19 protein-coding genes are annotated in these 16506 nt (G+C 64.2%); 8 read left to right on the top strand and 11 right to left on the bottom strand.

Features of this window, described 5'->3' with window-relative positions; all coding sequences use genetic code 11:
- Window positions 1-56 precede the first annotated feature (56 nt).
- The 4 genes from C8C98_RS20660 to C8C98_RS21940 all read left to right on the top strand — a co-directional run bounded on the left by C8C98_RS20660 (window position 57) and on the right by C8C98_RS21940 (window position 1380).
- A complete protein-coding gene (locus C8C98_RS20660; RefSeq protein ID WP_099741408.1) occupies window positions 57-515 on the top strand; it encodes a DUF2721 domain-containing protein in 459 nt (152 codons plus the stop codon).
- A 2-nt stretch (window positions 516-517) separates the two neighbouring features.
- Complete coding sequence (locus tag C8C98_RS20655; RefSeq protein WP_199726624.1) at window positions 518-889, top strand: translation initiation factor Sui1; 372 nt, start codon at window positions 518-520, stop codon at window positions 887-889.
- A gap of 18 nt (window positions 890-907) precedes the next feature.
- A complete protein-coding gene (locus C8C98_RS20650) occupies window positions 908-1114 on the top strand; it encodes a DUF3820 family protein (RefSeq protein WP_099655780.1) in 207 nt (68 codons plus the stop codon).
- A gap of 92 nt (window positions 1115-1206) precedes the next feature.
- Complete coding sequence (locus C8C98_RS21940; protein ID WP_162995942.1) at window positions 1207-1380, top strand: LiaI-LiaF-like domain-containing protein; 174 nt, start codon at window positions 1207-1209, stop codon at window positions 1378-1380.
- A gap of 111 nt (window positions 1381-1491) precedes the next feature.
- On the opposite strand, the gene C8C98_RS20645 is transcribed toward C8C98_RS21940, so the two are convergent.
- Window positions 1492-1917 carry a group III truncated hemoglobin gene (locus tag C8C98_RS20645; RefSeq protein WP_121455797.1) on the bottom strand — a complete coding sequence of 142 codons (426 nt, stop codon included), beginning with the start codon at window positions 1915-1917 and terminating at the stop codon, window positions 1492-1494.
- 17 nt (window positions 1918-1934) lie between these two features.
- A complete protein-coding gene (gene ytfE, locus C8C98_RS20640; protein WP_121455796.1) occupies window positions 1935-2660 on the bottom strand; it encodes an iron-sulfur cluster repair protein YtfE in 726 nt (241 codons plus the stop codon).
- A 92-nt stretch (window positions 2661-2752) separates the two neighbouring features.
- Between ytfE and C8C98_RS20635 the strand changes: the two genes are divergently transcribed.
- Window positions 2753-3244: an Rrf2 family transcriptional regulator gene (locus C8C98_RS20635; RefSeq protein WP_121455795.1), complete on the top strand. Its 492-nt coding sequence runs from the start codon at window positions 2753-2755 to the stop codon at window positions 3242-3244.
- An 88-nt stretch (window positions 3245-3332) separates the two neighbouring features.
- On the opposite strand, the gene C8C98_RS20630 is transcribed toward C8C98_RS20635, so the two are convergent.
- Both C8C98_RS20630 and serB read right to left on the bottom strand, forming a co-directional pair.
- On the bottom strand, window positions 3333-4376 hold the full coding sequence (locus C8C98_RS20630) for a YiiG family protein (protein WP_121455794.1): 1044 nt from the start codon (window positions 4374-4376) through the stop codon (window positions 3333-3335).
- A 342-nt stretch (window positions 4377-4718) separates the two neighbouring features.
- The gene (gene serB, locus C8C98_RS20625; protein WP_121455793.1) at window positions 4719-5435 is read right to left on the bottom strand and encodes a phosphoserine phosphatase SerB; all 717 of its coding nucleotides are present in this window, start codon (window positions 5433-5435) and stop codon (window positions 4719-4721) included.
- A gap of 322 nt (window positions 5436-5757) precedes the next feature.
- Between serB and C8C98_RS20615 the strand changes: the two genes are divergently transcribed.
- Window positions 5758-5976, top strand: a complete 219-nt coding sequence (locus C8C98_RS20615; RefSeq protein ID WP_121455791.1) for a hypothetical protein — start codon at window positions 5758-5760, stop codon at window positions 5974-5976.
- A 40-nt stretch (window positions 5977-6016) separates the two neighbouring features.
- Here C8C98_RS20615 and C8C98_RS20610 read toward each other — a convergent pair whose 3' ends face one another.
- From C8C98_RS20610 to mfd, 5 genes are all read right to left on the bottom strand, one after another.
- Complete coding sequence (locus C8C98_RS20610; RefSeq protein ID WP_121455790.1) at window positions 6017-6418, bottom strand: carboxymuconolactone decarboxylase family protein; 402 nt, start codon at window positions 6416-6418, stop codon at window positions 6017-6019.
- Window positions 6345-6824 (bottom strand): MerR family transcriptional regulator, encoded by a 480-nt coding sequence (locus C8C98_RS20605; protein WP_121455789.1) that lies wholly within the window; start codon window positions 6822-6824, stop codon window positions 6345-6347. The genes C8C98_RS20610 and C8C98_RS20605 overlap by 74 nt, the downstream gene beginning before the upstream one ends.
- Before the next feature lie 319 nt (window positions 6825-7143).
- Window positions 7144-8124 (bottom strand): tripartite tricarboxylate transporter substrate binding protein, encoded by a 981-nt coding sequence (locus C8C98_RS20600; RefSeq protein ID WP_121456426.1) that lies wholly within the window; start codon window positions 8122-8124, stop codon window positions 7144-7146.
- Window positions 8125-8339: 215 nt separating this feature from the next.
- Window positions 8340-9002 (bottom strand): hypothetical protein, encoded by a 663-nt coding sequence (locus tag C8C98_RS20595; RefSeq protein ID WP_121455788.1) that lies wholly within the window; start codon window positions 9000-9002, stop codon window positions 8340-8342.
- Window positions 9003-9080: 78 nt separating this feature from the next.
- Window positions 9081-12554: a transcription-repair coupling factor gene (gene mfd / locus C8C98_RS20590; RefSeq protein WP_121455787.1), complete on the bottom strand. Its 3474-nt coding sequence runs from the start codon at window positions 12552-12554 to the stop codon at window positions 9081-9083.
- Window positions 12555-12650: 96 nt separating this feature from the next.
- Here mfd and C8C98_RS20585 point away from each other — a divergent pair, with 96 nt between their 5' ends.
- Both C8C98_RS20585 and ispF read left to right on the top strand, forming a co-directional pair.
- Window positions 12651-13478 (top strand): 2-C-methyl-D-erythritol 4-phosphate cytidylyltransferase, encoded by an 828-nt coding sequence (locus tag C8C98_RS20585; protein ID WP_121455786.1) that lies wholly within the window; start codon window positions 12651-12653, stop codon window positions 13476-13478.
- A 198-nt stretch (window positions 13479-13676) separates the two neighbouring features.
- Window positions 13677-14156, top strand: coding sequence for a 2-C-methyl-D-erythritol 2,4-cyclodiphosphate synthase (gene ispF, locus C8C98_RS20580; RefSeq protein WP_099658678.1), 480 nt, complete (start codon window positions 13677-13679; stop codon window positions 14154-14156).
- 61 nt (window positions 14157-14217) lie between these two features.
- Here ispF and C8C98_RS20575 read toward each other — a convergent pair whose 3' ends face one another.
- Both C8C98_RS20575 and ompR read right to left on the bottom strand, forming a co-directional pair.
- Window positions 14218-15747, bottom strand: a complete 1530-nt coding sequence (locus tag C8C98_RS20575; protein ID WP_121455785.1) for a sensor histidine kinase — start codon at window positions 15745-15747, stop codon at window positions 14218-14220.
- Between the two features lie 6 nt (window positions 15748-15753).
- Window positions 15754-16485, bottom strand: a complete 732-nt coding sequence (ompR, locus tag C8C98_RS20570; RefSeq protein ID WP_010460834.1) for a two-component system response regulator OmpR — start codon at window positions 16483-16485, stop codon at window positions 15754-15756.
- Between the last annotated feature and the right edge of the window lie 21 nt (window positions 16486-16506).

The raw sequence follows: 16506 nt of genomic DNA, 5'->3' as shown, positions 1-16506 counted from the left end.
CCTGCTGTGCGGGATCACACCGATAATCGTTTCCCCACCGCATACGCAGACACAAAATGAGCTTCGCCATAGAACCCGGCACCATCACCCACGGCATCCAGCTGGCCGTAGCCCCGGTGTTTTTGCTGACCGCCGTGGCCGGCATGATTGGCGCCGTGGCGGGGCGCCTGGCGCGCATCATTGACCGGGCCCGGGTGGTCGAGGACCGCGCGCGCAACTCCAGCGACACCGAGCACCACGACCGGGCCATGCTGGAGTTGGGCTACCTGCGCACCCGGGGGCGCCTGGCCAATGCCTGCATTGGGCTGCTGACGCTGTGCGGCTTCCTGATCGGGGTCACCATCGTCTTGCTGTTTTTGGGGGAAACCATGGATTTTCGGGGGCACAGCTGGGCTGTGGCGAGCTTCTTGAGCGGGGTGATTTCATTTTTGATGGCGCTGGTGCTGTTTTTCACTGAGACAGTGATGGCCACGCGCCTGCTGAACTTTCAGCTGCTGAGTGCGCAGGGGAAGTGACCATGGCCTCATTGCGTGATCTCAAAAGCCTGGGCGGCCTGGTCTATTCCACCGATCACGGTCGCATGTGCCCGGACTGCAGCCAGCCCCAGGCACAGTGCGTTTGCAAGCAAAACAAGCCCTTGCCCACGGGGGATGGCATCGTGCGGGTATCGCGAGAAACCAAAGGCCGGGGAGGCAAGGCCGTTACCCTGGTCAAAGGCCTGTTGCTGGATGCCGCGGCGTTGGAGCAGCTGGGTAAACAGCTCAAAACCGCGTGTGGCACGGGCGGTACCGTTAAGGACGGGGTGATTGAGGTACAGGGCGATCACATTGACCGCGTGATGGCTGCGCTGCAAAAGCTGGGCCACAAGGTCAAGCGCGCGGGGGGCTGATCCATGGACATTGCGGGCATGGACCCGGCCACGCTGCAACGGCTGGTGACTGTGCAAATGCCGTATGGCAAGCACAAGGGGTGCGTGATTGCCGATTTGCCTGGCAATTACCTGAACTGGTTTGCGCGGGAAGGCTTCCCCCACAACGACCTGGGGCGCCTGTTGGCCCTGATGCACGAAATCGACCACAACGGGCTGACCGACCTGCTGGCGCCATTGCGATAGGGTTTGCGGTCAGTCAGGCCTCACGCGTTGGCCAGCGCCATAATCGCCACAGCATCAATTCGGCATCTGTTTACCAACTTGAGGGAGTGCCAATGAAAGGCAATATCGCAGCGATTGTGCTGGTCGTTTTGGGCGTGTTTTTCTTGCTGACCAACCTGGGGCTGATCAGCATCAGCCTGCGTGAGTTGTTGCGCGTGTGGTGGCCGGTGGCGCTCATCGCGGTGGGTTTGGCACTGTTCTTCACCCCCGGCGGCAAAGGCCGATAAACCCAAGCAGAGGCCTTGACCCAAGGCCATTGCACGCAGTGCTGGGCATGTGGGAAGCGCTGAACGCCACGAAGCCCCTCAGTGGCGGCAAGCGGCCCTGTGAACAGCTACTTAGCCTTGCGCGTGGGGCTCCTGTGGCTCTGCTGCTGCAAACGCAGGCAGGCTCCCAAAATACCCTCTGAACAAATTGCGGGCCACGCCATGGGCTGCCGCTTGCAAGCCGTGGGCCACCTCGGGGGCAAACAAGCGCGCGGTGTGCCCGTTCCACAGGTGCACCCATGCTGCAAAATGGGCGGGGGTCACGTCCTGCAGCGACAGGTGCTTGTCCAGCACATTGCCTTTGAAGCTGCGGGTGCCCAACAGCACGGTGCTCCAAAAATCGACCAAGCGGTGCAAGTGGGTATCCCACTGCCCATGCAGCGCCTTGTCAAACACCGGGCCCAGCAAGTCGTCCTTGCGCACATCTGCATAAAACGCATGCACCAGCTCGGTGATGCTTTCCTTGTCGGGAGTGCGGTGTGCGGTGGTGACTGGCATGGGCGCAGTGTGCACGATCAGTTGCAGCTACAAGCTGATGTACCGCAACCTTGCGTGGTGGCCGCTGCTTCAAACTGTGGGAACAAAAGGTTGTTCTCCAGGTGAATGTGGTTGATCAGGTCTTCTCCCAACTGGGCAATGCCCGCATACAGGGCGCGCCAGGTGTTGCAGGCGCCTTGGGGTGGGGTGGCGTCGTGGGTCAGGGCATTGAGCTTGTCCAGCGATGCCCCGTGGTCTACGTGCTCGGCGCGCATCACGCCAATGGGCTGGCCCACAAACGGATTGCCGCCCGCCTTGAGCATGGGGAACAACACGACCTCTTCCTTTTGCATGTGCGAGAGCAGTTCTTCGTGCATGGCCTCCAGGGTGTCGGCCAAGCCAGCAGGCACCAATGGGTGGTCGCGGTGCACGGCTTCCACGCGGCGTGCCATGCGAATCAGCTCGGGCAGTTGCACGCGATGCACTTCGTGGTATCGCTCCAGAATGTGGTCGATCAGCTCTGTGGGCGATGTCACCCCAGGCAGGCTGCTGCTGCGCTGCAGTTGCGACAACTCTGCCATCACGGCATCCACATCCAGCGACTTTTGGGTGGCTGCTTCGCGCAGGCTGACCTGGCCGCCGCAGCAAAAGTCCAACTTCAAGCGGCGAAAAATCGCTGTCGATCCCGGCAGTTGCACGGCGATCTGACCAATGGCTTGCTCTGCGCTCAGAGCGGGTTGCGTTTCTTGAAGTCGAGCATTCATGGGGGATTCCTTAAAGATTCATTTATTGTGAATATTTTAGTTAATAAAATTCAGATAACAAGCATCTTTTAAATTGAGCCAGGACAAACTCTATGCGCCTTACCCAATGGACGGACTACACCCTGCGTGTGCTGATGTATTGCGCGGCCACCCAGGGCCGCGAGCAGCCCGTGACCATCACCGAGGTGGCCGAGGGCTACGGCATATCGCGCAGCCATTTGATGAAGATCGTGCAAGAGCTGGCAGCACAAGGCCTGCTGGAGACCACGCGCGGGCGTGGGGGCGGCATGCGCCTGATGAAAGCCCCTGCCGAGATCAATCTGGGCGCCGTCGTGCGCCAGACGGAGACGGACTTTCACCTTGTGGAGTGTTTTGATCCCCATGTGAACCAGTGCCGGCTGAGCGGCAACTGCCGCCTCAAAGGGGTGCTGGGCGACGCTATCAATGCCTATCTGGCGGTGCTCGATGGCGTCACGCTGGCCGACTTGGTGGATGCGCCCAATCCCAAGATGCTGGCGCAGCCCTTGATTCGGCGCAGCATGCGGGATGCGAAACCGGTGACGGGTTTGCCTATCAAGGGCTGAGGAAACCTGCAGGCACTCTGCCTGCAGGCTCAAGACCGGCCGCGTGCGAGGGGCGTGTGAGGGGCCTGCCCAGGCGCCCTCGCTTCCGTCAGAAATCGTTGCTTTTGTCGACCAGCTCGTTGTAGGTCTTCAGCAATTTTTGGGGGCTGCCTTCCACCATCCAGCCAGAGCCTGTTTGCATGATCATGCGGTCCCCCTCGTTGTAGGGCACTCTGTCGCGCACGCGGCGAAACCGCTCTTTGGCTGTCTGGCGGAATTGTTCGGTACTGCTCTCAAAAAAGCTCCAGTGGATATCGCGGCCGTCTTTGTGCGCTTTGGCATATACCAACGATTCGTCGGCAAGGGCTTCGTAGGCTGACAGGCGTGTTTCGGCCATGGCCACATCAAACTTCTCTTCGCCCAGCAAGTTGACCAGGGCCTTGGCGCGCGCCATCAGGGCCATGCGGTAGTAGGTGTACTGCTTTCCTTCGGTCTTTTCCACGTCGGCCAGTTTGGCTGCCAGCACTTTGTCGTTTTCTACATCCAACTGGTCAGAGAAGGCGCTGCTGGCTTTTTGGAACGCCTCAAAGCTAGCCACCAGCGGGGCATGCATGGCCTTGCCTTTGGCGAACTTGTCGTCCTTGTAGTTGTCGCGGCTGTAGTAGTTGTTGGCCTCGGTCACCTGGGTGTCCATGGCATCAAGCGCCTGGATGTAGGCGGCGCCCGCTGCATCCAGCGCCTGCATGGCGGGCTTTTGCGCTGCGGACGTGGCAAAGCTGGTTTTGCACTTCGCAGTGCTTTCGGGGTCGGTGGCGTACAGGCCGTACACCACGCTTTCGCGGCCTGTGGGGCCGGTCTTCATGTTTTTCACCCAGGTGGCGTAGCGCTCGATGGACTTGTGGGCTCGGCCATCCAGCCTGTTGTAGCAGCCGATGTAGTCCTGCAACTTGGCTGCGGCACTGGGTTCCTCCACAGGGGCCTTGGCGGGGGGCGTCGCAGCGGCGGGTTTGCCACTGGCTGGCGCTTCGTTGACAGCGATGCTGGGCGCCGCAGGGGCATTGGCGGTGTCTTCAGATTTGGAGTTGCAGGCAAGCAGGGCCAGCAGCAGCGGTGCGGCCAACAGCGCACGGGTGGCGCCAGCGAAAGAGGTCATAAGTGCGGGGCGCCAAAGCGCAACAGAGGGTGGCAAAGTGGGGCGGTGTGGCCCCGTGCGGGCGGATTGTGCCGACGCCTTTGCCCTGCCAAGGGCATTGCTGCCCTCTGAAGTGCAACAAGCTGTGCACTTTTCCTCAAACGCCCGCGCTTTGGCGGCGCACCCTGCACTCTGCCTGAGGGATGTCCTGCATAACTCCCTGCGGTCTGTGATAGCGCGGCCTCGGGCGGTCCGCTGCGTTGCTTTTCTTGCCAATAGCCCAGCTATTGGCTGCCAAAAGACGCCTTGCGGCCCCTCCCGATCCGCACTACCACCGCCTCGCGAGGGTGATGCAGGACATCCTTAGCGGCTGAAGACTTCCAGCAATCGGTCCAAGCCGCCTTGGTTGATGGCCACCTTGGCCTGCGCGCGCACGGCTGGCTTGGCGTGGTAGGCCACAGACAGGCCCGCAACGCCCATCATGGGCAGGTCGTTGGCCCCATCGCCCACCGCAATCGCCTGCGATGGTGAGATGCCCATGAGCGAGGCCAGCTCCAGCAGGGTGCGGCGCTTCTCGGCGCCGTCGCAGATGTCGCCCCAGGGCTGGTCCACCATGCGGCCGGTGAGCAAGCCGTTGTCCACCTCCAGCATGTTGGCGCGGGCAAAGTCGATGCCAAGGCCCGACTTCACGCGGTCGGCAAAGAAGGTGAAACCACCCGATACCAGCAGCGTGGTCAGGCCAGCAGCCTTGGCTGCGGTGATGAGTTCCTGGGCGCCAGGGTTAAAGCGCAGGCGCTCTGCAAACACCTGCTCCATGTGTTGCACCGTCACGCCTTTGAGCAGGGCCACGCGCTGGCGCAGGCTCTCTTTGTAGTCGGTGATCAGGCCTTGCATGGCGGCTTCCGTGATCGCCGCCACTTCGGCTTTGCGGCCTGCGGCATCGGCGATCTCGTCCACGCATTCGATGTTGATGAGGGTGGAGTCCATGTCGAAGGCGATCAGCTTGTAGCTGGACAGGGACAGGAGCGGGTCGATGCCCTGGACCACAAGGCCAGGGGCAAATTCGGTGGTGTTTTTCATGGCGAAGGCGCTTGAGGCAAATGCTGGAATCAGAACCCGTAATGGTATCGCCCATGGACTGCGGATGGACTGTGAGGGTGGCGGTCTGGGTGGACAAGAGGGCTGGGCTGCGGCGAGGAGGCCAGAGCGTTGGCGATGGGGCGCGGGCGGGCTTCTCAGCCCAGCGTGCAGAGGAGCAAGGCGGCCGTGACCCGGTCCAGGTTGATATTGACCGATGTGGCGGCATGTTTGTGGGGTAGCCTTGGCGATCCGCACACCCATCCTCACGAGCCCGCGAGAGCCAGCCATCGCTCGCGAGACCATATACCGATCCGCCCCTCAGATGAAAACCATTGACGAGATGTTGAACCTGGACCTGCTCACCCCTGAGCAGCATGCCGAAATCAGCGCGTGGATTGCACGCTCTGCGTCACCCGATGAGATTTTGCAGATGCCCGCCCCGCTGTGGCAGGCCGTCGAGCGTGCCAGCAAGGTGATGGGCATCGATGAGGACCTGCTGCGCCCGCCAGCGCTCGACTATGGCGCGCTGGCGCCCGGCTGATACGCCCTGGCCGCAGCGGTCGGCGCCTTTGAACAGGTTCTTATGCGGCAGCTGCGCTGGCCTCCGCCACCGCAAACACTTCACGCGCTGCGGCCAGCCCGTTCAGCGCTGCCGGAAAGCCCGCGTAGACGGCCATCTGCATGAGGACTTCGACAATCTCTTCGCGGGTGACGCCCACGTTCAACGCGGCCTGCAAATGCACTTTGAGTTGGGGTGTGGCGTTGCCCAGCGCCGTGAGCGCGGCCACCACGGCGATCTCGCGGCTGCGCAGGTCCAGGCCGGGGCGCGAATAAATGTCGCCAAACGGGAACTCGATCAGATAGCGGGCGAAGTCTGGCGCAATGTCGGCGAGGCTTGCTACGACGTGCTCACCGGCTTGGCCGTCGATTTCGCGCAGCTTGGCGAGGCCCTGGAGGTAGCGGGGACTGGTGTGTGGAGACATGGGGGCTTCCTTGGCGGGTGGACGATGGTGTGTGGCGAAGGGGAGCTTCCAGGCCCTGGTAGTGCCCGATCTTGGCTTGCAGCACCTGCGCGGCTTGCTGCATTGCAGTGATCGTTGCCAGCACCTGTGCAAGATGCTGCTCCAGCAGTTCGCGCCGCTGCGAGGCGGTTGCATTCCCCTCGCTGCGCAGCCGTGCGAAGGCCTGCATCTGCCCAATGGGCATGCGGGTCTCGCGCAGGCGCAGCAGGAATCCGATCCATTCCATGTCCGACGCCGCGTAGCGCCGCTGGCCACCGGGCGCACGCGCCACAGGGGCAATCAAGCCCGCGCGCTCGTAGTAGCGCAGCGTGTGGACGGACAAGCCCGTGCGTTCAGCGACGTCGGTAATGGTGAGGAGGGATGCCATGGGACGAATTCTGGAAGTTGGAGTGCACTCTAAGTCAAGCACTTTGAACAGGCTCTTTGAGCGCCTTACCCAAATCAGCGCACCCGCCCTGACCCCTCGGCCCGTCGCAGCCTGTCAACGCATTGCAAGCCCAAGGGCAAACCGGGGCATCGGTGCCAGGGTGAGGGGTGCCGCCTTTCCCGTGCCAGTGGGTGTTGGCGGGCTACCGCTGTGGCACAGAAGGGGTAGGGGTCGGCGCCTCCCAGCGCAGGCTGCGCCAGTCTTTGCCCCTTGTGCCGAAGCCATGCGCGGGCCTGCCCGCTTGCCACGCAAGGGCGCTTTACTGCGGCACCAGCCCCGCCGCCTTCACCAGCTCGGCGTGTACCTTGATCTCCTGCGTGATCGCGTCTTTCAGCTGCTGGCTGGTGCCTGGTGCTACCTCCATGCCGCTGGCGGCCAGCTTGGCCTTGGTTTCAGTGTCTGCCAGGGCTGCATGCGCTGCACGCTGCAGCCGGTCGATGATGGGCTGGGGCGTCTTGGCCGGGGCGAGCAGGCCCACCCAGGCGGAGAGGTTCATCTCTGGCGCACCCGCTTCGGCCATGGTGGGTGTCTGCGCCAGGGTGCCGGTGCGTTGCGCGGCCATCAGCCCCAGCGCGTGCAGCTTGCCCGACTGGATGTGTGGCAGCGCCTCGGGCAGCACGGCAAACAGCATGTCCACCGTGCCCGCCAGGGCGTCGTTGATGGCGGGGGCGCCGCCCTTGTAGGGCACGTGCAGCAGATCGGTTTGGGTGCGGGTGGTGAACATCAGCCCCGCCAGGTGCTGCGGGCTGCCATCGCCTGATGAGGCATAGGTCAGCTTGCCTGGTGCCGCCTTGGCGGCGGCGATGACGGCGGCCACGGTGGGGAATCTCTGCTTGTCCTTGACCACCAGCACCATGGGCTGGTTCACGAACTTGGTGATGGGCACAAAGTCGGCCTCGGGGTCGTAGGGCAGGGTCTTGAAGATGCTCTTGTTGGTGGTGAGGAACGACGCGGGCGAGACCATGAGCGTGTAGCCGTCCGGCGCGGCGCGCGAGACCAGCGGCGTACCGATCTGGCCTGAGGCCCCCGCCTTGTTGTCCACCACAAAGGGCTGGCCCAGGTCGGCCGCCATCTTCTGCGTCACCACGCGCGCAATCATGTCGGCACTGCCGCCAGCGGGCAGGGCCACGATGACTTTGACGGGGCGATCGGGGTAGCTGCCTTGGGCCAAGGCGGGTGTGATGGAGCCCAGCGCAAAAAAGCTGCAGGCCAAAGCCAGGAAGAGACGCCGAAAATGCATGAACAACTCCCAAAAGTGGATGGACAGACCCGCCGGGTGAGGGCTCCCGGTTGCGCTGCGGGCATTCGCTTTTTTGCGGGAATACCGCGCGTTCCGTTCTCAAGCAATTCCTGCACCACACACTGGTGGCTCGCCAGTCGGTGGTCTGGCCCTGTTGGAGATTGCTTCTCTTTTGATAGCTGCTAGCGCTTATTTTGTAAGCACTGCAGCCATTTTTAACGTAAATAGAGATCGTCCGACCAAGTGGCCAGCCATGCAGGCTTGAACGCCACAAACACCGCGCACAGCATGCCCGTGACCACCGCATCGCCCCAGGCCATCAACCAGCGTGCGACCAGCGAGAGCTGATCGCCCACACCCGACAGCGTGTGACCGCTCCATTGCGACAAGCTGCCCGCTGCAAACAGGCACATCGCCGTGCCCAAAAAACCCCGGCCCAGCACATAGACGAAGGCGCGCACGCCTGCGAGCGGGCGTGCCCCCGCAAGGCGGCGCAGCACCACGCCCAGCAGCAGTGCCAGCGTGGCAGGCACGACGCCTTGCCACACGGCCATGCCCAGCGCCTCGTCCCACCCCAGGCTGGGCGAAAGCAACGCCGCCGTGGCGCCCACCGCCAGCAGCGTGGGCACCGCCAGGGGCCAGCCCAGCATGAGCAGCACCAGGCACGCGCCCGACCATTGCAGTTGCAGCGGCATGTGGTGCAACGTAGGCAGGGCCCAGGCCCAGGGCAGCAAGACGAGGGTGGCCAGCAGCGGCGTCCACAGCGCGGCAGGCGCGCCCTGCGCTTCGTGAGCCAAGGGTTTGCGGCTGGCCAGCAGCCGCCAAGGGCGGGCCAGCAACGCGACAGCCAGGGCGATCAGGGCCAGGGTGGCTTCCATTTGATACTATGATTTTGATAGCTGGTAGCGCTGGATAGATAAGCGCTGGAGGCTATTTTTAATCATATCTTCCAGGCGCTAAGCCGCCACTGGCTGCCCCAGCGCCCGCAGGATGTCCCGCACCGCCTGCGCACGGTCTTTGGGCTCTTTCACCTCGCGCTCAATGCGCAGCTTCTCGTTGCCCGCCAGCTTGATGTGCTTGTGCTTCTGGATCAGCTCAATGATGCGCATCGGGTCGATCGGCGGCTGGGGCTTGAAGGTGATGTTGATCACGCCCGGGGCGGCATCCACCTTCACCACGCCGTAGGGCTGGCTCAGCACGCGCAGGCGGTGCACGTCAATCAAGGTCTGGGCCTGCGGAGGCAGCTTGCCGAAGCGGTCCACGATCTCTTCGAGCAAGCCGTCGATCTGGTCGGGCGTCTTGGCCGTGGCCAGCTTTTTGTAGAACGACAGGCGCAGGTGCACGTCGCCGCAGTAGTCGTCGGGCAGCAGGGCGGGGGCGTGCAGGTTGATGTCGGTGGTGACGGACAAGGGCGAGAGCAGGTCGGGTTCTTTGCCCGCCTTGAGCGCCTTGACGGCCTCGTTCAGCATCTCGTTGTACAGCTGAAAGCCCACCTCCAGCATGTTGCCGCTCTGGTTCTCGCCCAGCACCTCGCCCGCGCCGCGGATCTCCAGGTCGTGCATGGCCAGGTAGAAGCCGCTGCCCAGTTCCTCCATCTGCTGAATGGCGTCCAGCCGCTGCTGCGCATGTTTGGTCAGCCCTTCAATGTCGGGCACCATCAGGTAGGCGTAGGCTTGGTGGTGGCTGCGGCCCACACGGCCGCGCAGCTGGTGCAGCTGCGCCAGGCCGAACTTGTCGGCACGGCTCATGATGATGGTGTTGGCCGTGGGCACGTCGATGCCGGTCTCGATGATGGTCGAGCACAGCAGGATGTTGTAGCGCTGGGCCACAAAGTCGCGCATCACGCGCTCCAGTTCGCGCTCGGGCATCTGGCCGTGGGCCACGGCGATGCGGGCCTCGGGCAGGATTTCTTCGAGTTTCTGGCGGCGGTTCTCGATAGTCTCCACCTCGTTGTGAAGGAAGTAGACCTGCCCGCCGCGCTTGAGTTCGCGCAGCACCGCCTCGCGGATCACGCCCGTGCCCTCGTTGCGCACAAAGGTCTTGATCGCCAGGCGCCGCTGCGGCGCGGTGGCGATGACCGACAGGTCGCGCAGGCCTTCGAGCGCCATGCCCAGCGTGCGCGGGATGGGTGTGGCCGTCAGCGTCAGCACATCCACCTCGGCGCGCAGGGCCTTCATCTGCTCCTTGTGGCGCACGCCAAAGCGGTGTTCCTCGTCGATGATCAAGAGGCCCAGGTTGTGGAACTTGGTGGATTCGCTGAGCAGCTTGTGCGTGCCGACCACGATGTCCACCGTGCCGTCGCCGATGCCCTTGATGGCGGCGGTGATCTCCTTGCCCGAGCGAAAGCGCGAGACCTCGGCAATCTTCACCGGCCATTTTGAAAAGCGGTCCACCAGCGTCTGGTAGTGCTGCTCGGCCAGCAGGGTGGTGGGCGCCAAAAAGGCCACCTGTTTTCCGCCCGTGACGGCCACAAAGGCGGCGCGCAGGGCCACCTCGGTCTTGCCAAAGCCCACGTCGCCGCAGACCAGGCGGTCCATGGGGCGGGGGCTGATCATGTCCTGGATCACAGCGTGGATGGCTGCATTCTGGTCGGCCGTTTCGTCAAAGCCGAAGTCGTTGGCAAAGGTCTCGTAGTCCTGCGGGCTGTAGCGGAAGGCGTGGCCTTCGCGCAGTGCGCGGCGGGCGTAGATGTTGAGCAACTCGGCAGCGCTGTCGCGCACCTGCTCGGCGGCCTTGCGCTTGGCCTTTTCCCACTGGCCGCTGCCCAGCTTGTGCAGCGGCGCCTCGTCGGCGCTCACGCCGGTGTAGCGGCTGATCAGCTGCAGCTGGCTCACGGGCACATACAGCACGGCCTTGTCGGCGTATTCCAGGTGCAAGAACTCCTGCATGGCGGGCGTGCCGTCGGGGTTCTTGTTGCCCACATCCATGTTGATGAGGCCCCGGTAGCGGCCAATGCCATGAGCGCTGTGCACCACGGGGTCGCCCACGTTCAACTCGGCCAGGTCCTTGATCAGGGCCTCGACGTCGCTGACTTGCTCTTGCTTCTTGCGGCGGCGCGTGGTGGGGCCGGCGGCAAACAACTCGGTTTCGGTGACGAAGTCGATGCCGTCTTCGATCCAGCTAAAGCCTACGGTAAGTCCAGCCGTGGCAATGCCCACCTTTTCGTCGGCCGTGGCCTGGAACTCGGCCAGCGAATCAAAGGCCGGTGGGTTCACCCCGCTGGCGCGCAAAAAGTCGAGCAAGCTTTCGCGGCGGCCATCGCTCTCGGCCAACAGCAGCACGCGGTGCTGCGTGTTGCGGATGTGGGCATGCAGGCGGGCCAGCGGGTCCTCGGCCCCGCGCACCACCGACAGGTCGCCGAGTTTGTGGAAATGCGGGTTGTCATCCACGTCCTGCACGCCGGGGCGCAGCGACAGCTGGGCGTGTGCGTTGGCACGCGTGTAGAACTGGTCGGCCGAGAGGAACAGCGCCTCGGGCGGCAGCGCCGGGCGCTCGGGGTCGCCCTGCACCAGGCGAAAGCGGTCTTTGGTGTCTTGCCAGAAGCGCTGGAACGCGGGCTCCAGGTCGCCATGCAGCACCACCGTGGCCTCGCCGCCCAGGTAGTCGAACACGGTGGCCGTCTCGTCAAAGAACAGCGGCAGGTAGTACTCGATGCCCGCCGTCGCCACGCCCGCGCCCATGTCTTTGTAGATGCGGCTCTTGGTCGGGTCGCCCTCCAGCATCTCGCGCCAGCGGCTGCGGAATTTGGCGCGCGCCTCGTCGTCCATGGGGAACTCGCGGCCTGGCAGCAGACGCACCTCGGGCACGGGGTACAGGCTGCGTTGGCTGTCGGGGTCGAAGGTGCGGATGGAGTCGATCTCGTTGTCGAACAGGTCCACGCGGTACGGCACCAGCGAGCCCATGGGGAACAGGTCGATCAGCCCGCCGCGCACCGCGTATTCGCCCGGGCTCACCACTTGCGAGACATGTGAGTAGCCCGCCAGCGTGAGCTGGGCTTTGAATTTGGTTTCGTCGAGCTTTTGCTTGACCTTGAAGTGGAAGGTGTAGCCCGCAAGGAAGGACGGTGGCGCCAGCCGGTACAGCGCCGTGGTGGCGGGCACCAGCACCACGTCGGCGCCGGTGTCCTTGTCCTTTTGGCTGATGCGCCAGAGGGTGGCCAGGCGCTCGCTGATCAGGTCCTGGTGCGGGCTGAAGGTGTCGTAGGGCAGCGTCTCCCAGTCGGGGAACAGCGCGCATCGCAGGCCGGGGGCAAAGAAGGCCATTTCCTCGATAAGGCGCTGCGCATCGGTGGCATCGGCCGCCACGATGGCGGTGGTGTGGCCTGCCGCCTTGTCGCGCTCGGCCAGGCGGGCCAGCAGCAGCGAGTCGGCGCTGCCCACGGGGCGGGGCAAGGAGAAACGTTTACCGGGAGTGAGTTTGGGGAGTTCCATGCGGGACGGTGTCTGCAGCCCCGGGGCACCCCCTGGGGCGCGGTGCGCGCACGGGCCGGGTGGATCGGGGAGTGGAGATTCTAGAATGAGCCCCTCATGACTGCACCGCTCTTGCCCACTGCCCCTGTTCCTTTGTCTGCCCACGGCCGCTTTTGGGGCCTGGTGCCCTGTGCGGGCATGGGGCTGCGTGCAGTGCCTGCAGGGGGCTCTGCAGGCGCAGTGCCTATCGCGCAGGCACTGCCCAAGCAGTACCACCTGGTGGCAGGGCAGCCCATGGTGCTGCACACCTTGGCCGCGTTTGCCGGGGTGGGGCGTTTGTTGGGCACGCTGGTCGCGGTGGCGGCGGGTGACCATTTTCTGGACGCTTATGCACACCCCTCTTTTTTCAAGGTGGAATGTGGGGGCCCCACGCGGGCGGACACGGTACTGGGAGGGCTCAAGGCATTGCGGGAGCGGGGTGCGCAGCCCGAAGACTGGGTGCTGGTGCATGACGCGGCCCGCTGCCTGATCACCACCGCCCTGATCGACACCCTGATTGATACCTGTGCCAATGACGGGGTTGGGGGGCTTTTGGCGCACAAGCTGGCCGACACCCTCAAGACCTCCATTGACGGCCCGGGCGGCGTGCGGGTGGCCACCACGGTGGACCGCAGCGACAAGTGGCTGGCGCAGACACCGCAGATGTTCCGCATCGGCCCGCTGATGGCCGCGATCGAGCGCATTGGCCCCAGCGTGACCGATGAGGCCAGCGCCATGGAGGCCATGGGCCTGCACCCCCGGCTGGTGCCCGGTGGCGCGCAGAACTTCAAGGTGACCTACCCGGACGACTTTGCACTGGCGGGTGCCGTGTTGGCCCAGCGCGGCCATGGCACCACGCTGGAGCGCTTTGGCAGCTTGCGTGGGCTGCCACCCACGGGGGGGTGATACCCATTTGCGTTCAAAAATATCAATCCGTTCACGCTGAGCTTGTCGAAGCGCTGCGCAAGGCTTCGACAAGCTCAGCCCGAAGGTTTGGTTTCTGATGAGCTGAGTGCGAATTCGTATGAGTGGCGCTGCCCGCACAGCGGGCGCAGGTTGCCGTTTTCCTTTTGATTGGCCCTGCAATGGGCAGAGAGCGATGTGATGAATTTCAGGATTGGTGAGGGTTGGGATGTGCATGCCTTGGTGCCCGGCCGCCCTTTGGTCATTGGCGGCGTGACGATTGAGCACAGCATGGGCTTGCTGGGCCACTCGGACGCCGACGTGCTGCTGCACGCCATCACCGACGCCATCTTGGGCGCCGCTGCGCTGGGCGACATTGGCACGCACTTCCCAGACACCGACCCGGCATTCCGTGGGGCCGATTCGTCGGTGCTGCTGGCCGAGGCAGGCCGCCGCGTGCGGGCTGCTGGGTTTGAGATTGCCAATGTGGACAGCACCGTGGTGGCCCAGGCGCCGCGCCTAGCGGCCCATATCCCCGGCATGCGCGCCTGCATTGCGCAGGCGCTGGGCCTGGCGCCCGATCAGGTCAATGTGAAGGCCAAGACGGCCGAGCGCCTGGGGCCGGTAGGCCAGGGCCTGGCGATGGAGGCGCGTGCCGCCACCTTGGTGTACCGCCGCTGAGCGGCTGTGGGGAGGGATGCGGGGCGATCCCCGTTGAGGACCGCCCGCTGCGCTGACGTGATCAGGCTTGGTCTTGCGCCCGCTTGCGGGGCAATTGGCGCTTGATGGCCGGGCGCTGCAGGCGCTGCTTGGGGTCTACGCCTGCGGGCAACTCGGTGGCGCGTTGCAGCTGGATGTGGGCCACCAGCCCACCCGTGCTGGAGTTGGCCAGCGCAAAAATGCCGCCCATGCGCTGCACGGTCTTGTCCACAATCGACAAGCCCAGCCCCGCGCCCGCCGCAGCCGTGCGGGCCGAGTCGCCCCGGAAAAACGGCTTGGTCAGGTTGGACAACTGCTCAGGCGGCACGCCCGCGCCGTGGTCGCGCAGCTTGAGCAGCACCCAGCTCTCGCGGCCCTTGGCGGCAATGTCCACGCTGGTCACACCGGTGTCGGCAGCCTTGCCATAGCGGCGGGCGTTTTCCAGCAGGTTCGATATCACGCGCGCCAATTCCACTTCGTCGGCCAGCACGTTCAGGTCTTCGGGCACCTGCATGGTGATTTGCAGCTCGCGGTGGTCTTGCACGGCATAGACGCACGATGACACCACTGCGTGCAGGTTCACCGGAGTCAGCGTCACATGGTCGGGGCGGGCGTAGTCCAGGAACTTGTCGATGGTGGCGTCGAGCTGAACGATGTCGGCCACCATGTGCTCGCGGGCAATGTCGTCCGTCACGCTCATCTCGGTTTCCAGCCGCAGGCGGGCCAGGGGCGTGCGCAGGTCGTGTGAGATGCCGGCCAGCATCACGGCGCGGTCTTGTTCCAGCTTGGCCAGCTTTTGCGCCATGCGGTTAAAGCCGATGTTCACCTCGCGGATTTCGCTGGTCACCACCTCTTCATCAAGGTGGCTGGCGGCAAAGTCGCCGTCGCGCACGCGGTTGGCGGCATACGACAGTTGCTTGAGCGGGCGGTTGATCAACCGCGCAATGGCGGCAGCTCCGGCCAGCGACAGGGCCCCGGCGGTGATGAGCCAGATGAGCCAGGTGCGCCCACCTGCAGGGCTGAAGCGCGAGCGATCCATCAACAACCAGTTGGGGTCACCATTGATGTTGAAGCCCACCCACAGACCGTTTTCGCCATTCACGTTCTGGGCCACGATGGTGTCGGGACCCAGGCGGGCGGTGAGTTCTTCGGTCAGGCGGTTGCCCAGGGCGTTGCCATCGAGCAGCGTGAACTTGTCGCCCGGCTCGCGGGGCAGGATGCGCACGCCTTCCTGGTCGGCCATGGTCTTGATGAGCGAGACGCGCGCGATGGCGTCTGAGTGCACCAAGGCGGCCCGGCTCAGGTTGACCAGCGAAGCGATTTGCTGGGCCGTGTGCAGGGTGCGGGGTTCAAACTCCAGCGCCCGCAAGGTTTGCAGCCATGCCAGGATACTGCCCACCAGCAAGAGCGCCAGCAAAAAGAAAGTGCGCCAAAACAGATTCAGACCCACGCGAGCGCGTTGCTCGCGTGCGTTGCGCAGCGACGACTCCAGCGGCGCGGGGCTGGTGGCGTCGGCTTGCGGTCCTTCGGGTTTGCGCCTGCGGGGCCTGGTGTTGCCTTCAGGCTTGTTCATCGTGAATTAGCTCGTTCCGTCCGGTACAAATACATAGCCCACACCCCACACGGTCTGGATGTAGCGGGGCGCCGCCGCGTCCACTTCCACCAGCTTGCGCAGGCGCGACACCTGGACGTCCAGGCTGCGGTCAAAGGGCTCAAACTCGCGTCCGCGTGCCAGCAAAGCCAGCTTTTCACGCGACAGCGGCTGGCGCGGGTGGCGCACCAGGGCCTTGAGCATAGCGAATTCACCGGTGGTCAACGGCAACTCTTCGCCATTGCGCTGCAGTGCGCGGGTGCCCAGGTCGAACGTGAAGGGGCCGAAGGTGACCACTTCGTTGTCGCCCGATGGGGCGCCCGGGGCTTCTTGTGCAGGGCGGCGGCGCAGCACAGCGTGGATGCGGGCCAGCAACTCGCGCGGGTTGAAGGGCTTGCCCAGGTAGTCGTCGGCGCCCACTTCCAGGCCCACGATGCGGTCCACGTCCTCGCCCTTGGCGGTGAGCATGATGATGGGGGTGCGGTCGTTGGCGGCACGCAGGCGGCGGCAGATGGACAGGCCGTCTTCGCCAGGCATCATCAGGTCCAGCACGATGATGTCTACGGTTTCGCGCAGCAGCAGGCGGTTCAGCGCCTTGCCGTCTTCTGCCACCATGACTTCAAAGCCTTCTTGCGTCAGGTAGCGGCGCAGCAGGTCGCGGATGCGTGCATCGTCATCCACCACCAAAACTTTGTCGGTGCGATTGGTTGTAGTGGCCATATTGCTCTCAAGTCCAATTTG

The sequence above is a fragment of the Acidovorax sp. 106 genome (assembly GCF_003663825.1).
GTDB lineage: Bacteria > Pseudomonadota > Gammaproteobacteria > Burkholderiales > Burkholderiaceae_C > Acidovorax.
The sequence above is the reverse complement of the archived record's forward strand: the minus strand, read 5'-3'. Positions and strand labels throughout refer to the sequence as shown.

Coding starts and splice junctions, on each gene's coding strand:
- C8C98_RS20660 (WP_099741408.1), top strand. CDS start 57: ATGAGCTTCGCCATAGAACCCGGCACCATCACCCACGGCATCCAGCTG.
- C8C98_RS20655 (WP_199726624.1), top strand. CDS start 518: ATGGCCTCATTGCGTGATCTCAAAAGCCTGGGCGGCCTGGTCTATTCC.
- C8C98_RS20650 (WP_099655780.1), top strand. CDS start 908: ATGGACCCGGCCACGCTGCAACGGCTGGTGACTGTGCAAATGCCGTAT.
- C8C98_RS21940 (WP_162995942.1), top strand. CDS start 1,207: ATGAAAGGCAATATCGCAGCGATTGTGCTGGTCGTTTTGGGCGTGTTT.
- C8C98_RS20645 (WP_121455797.1), bottom strand. CDS start 1,917: ATGCCAGTCACCACCGCACACCGCACTCCCGACAAGGAAAGCATCACC.
- ytfE (WP_121455796.1), bottom strand. CDS start 2,660: ATGAATGCTCGACTTCAAGAAACGCAACCCGCTCTGAGCGCAGAGCAA.
- C8C98_RS20635 (WP_121455795.1), top strand. CDS start 2,753: ATGCGCCTTACCCAATGGACGGACTACACCCTGCGTGTGCTGATGTAT.
- C8C98_RS20630 (WP_121455794.1), bottom strand. CDS start 4,376: ATGACCTCTTTCGCTGGCGCCACCCGTGCGCTGTTGGCCGCACCGCTG.
- serB (WP_121455793.1), bottom strand. CDS start 5,435: ATGAAAAACACCACCGAATTTGCCCCTGGCCTTGTGGTCCAGGGCATC.
- C8C98_RS20615 (WP_121455791.1), top strand. CDS start 5,758: ATGAAAACCATTGACGAGATGTTGAACCTGGACCTGCTCACCCCTGAG.
- C8C98_RS20610 (WP_121455790.1), bottom strand. CDS start 6,418: ATGTCTCCACACACCAGTCCCCGCTACCTCCAGGGCCTCGCCAAGCTG.
- C8C98_RS20605 (WP_121455789.1), bottom strand. CDS start 6,824: ATGGCATCCCTCCTCACCATTACCGACGTCGCTGAACGCACGGGCTTG.
- C8C98_RS20600 (WP_121456426.1), bottom strand. CDS start 8,124: ATGCATTTTCGGCGTCTCTTCCTGGCTTTGGCCTGCAGCTTTTTTGCG.
- C8C98_RS20595 (WP_121455788.1), bottom strand. CDS start 9,002: ATGGAAGCCACCCTGGCCCTGATCGCCCTGGCTGTCGCGTTGCTGGCC.
- mfd (WP_121455787.1), bottom strand. CDS start 12,554: ATGGAACTCCCCAAACTCACTCCCGGTAAACGTTTCTCCTTGCCCCGC.
- C8C98_RS20585 (WP_121455786.1), top strand. CDS start 12,651: ATGACTGCACCGCTCTTGCCCACTGCCCCTGTTCCTTTGTCTGCCCAC.
- ispF (WP_099658678.1), top strand. CDS start 13,677: ATGAATTTCAGGATTGGTGAGGGTTGGGATGTGCATGCCTTGGTGCCC.
- C8C98_RS20575 (WP_121455785.1), bottom strand. CDS start 15,747: ATGAACAAGCCTGAAGGCAACACCAGGCCCCGCAGGCGCAAACCCGAA.
- ompR (WP_010460834.1), bottom strand. CDS start 16,485: ATGGCCACTACAACCAATCGCACCGACAAAGTTTTGGTGGTGGATGAC.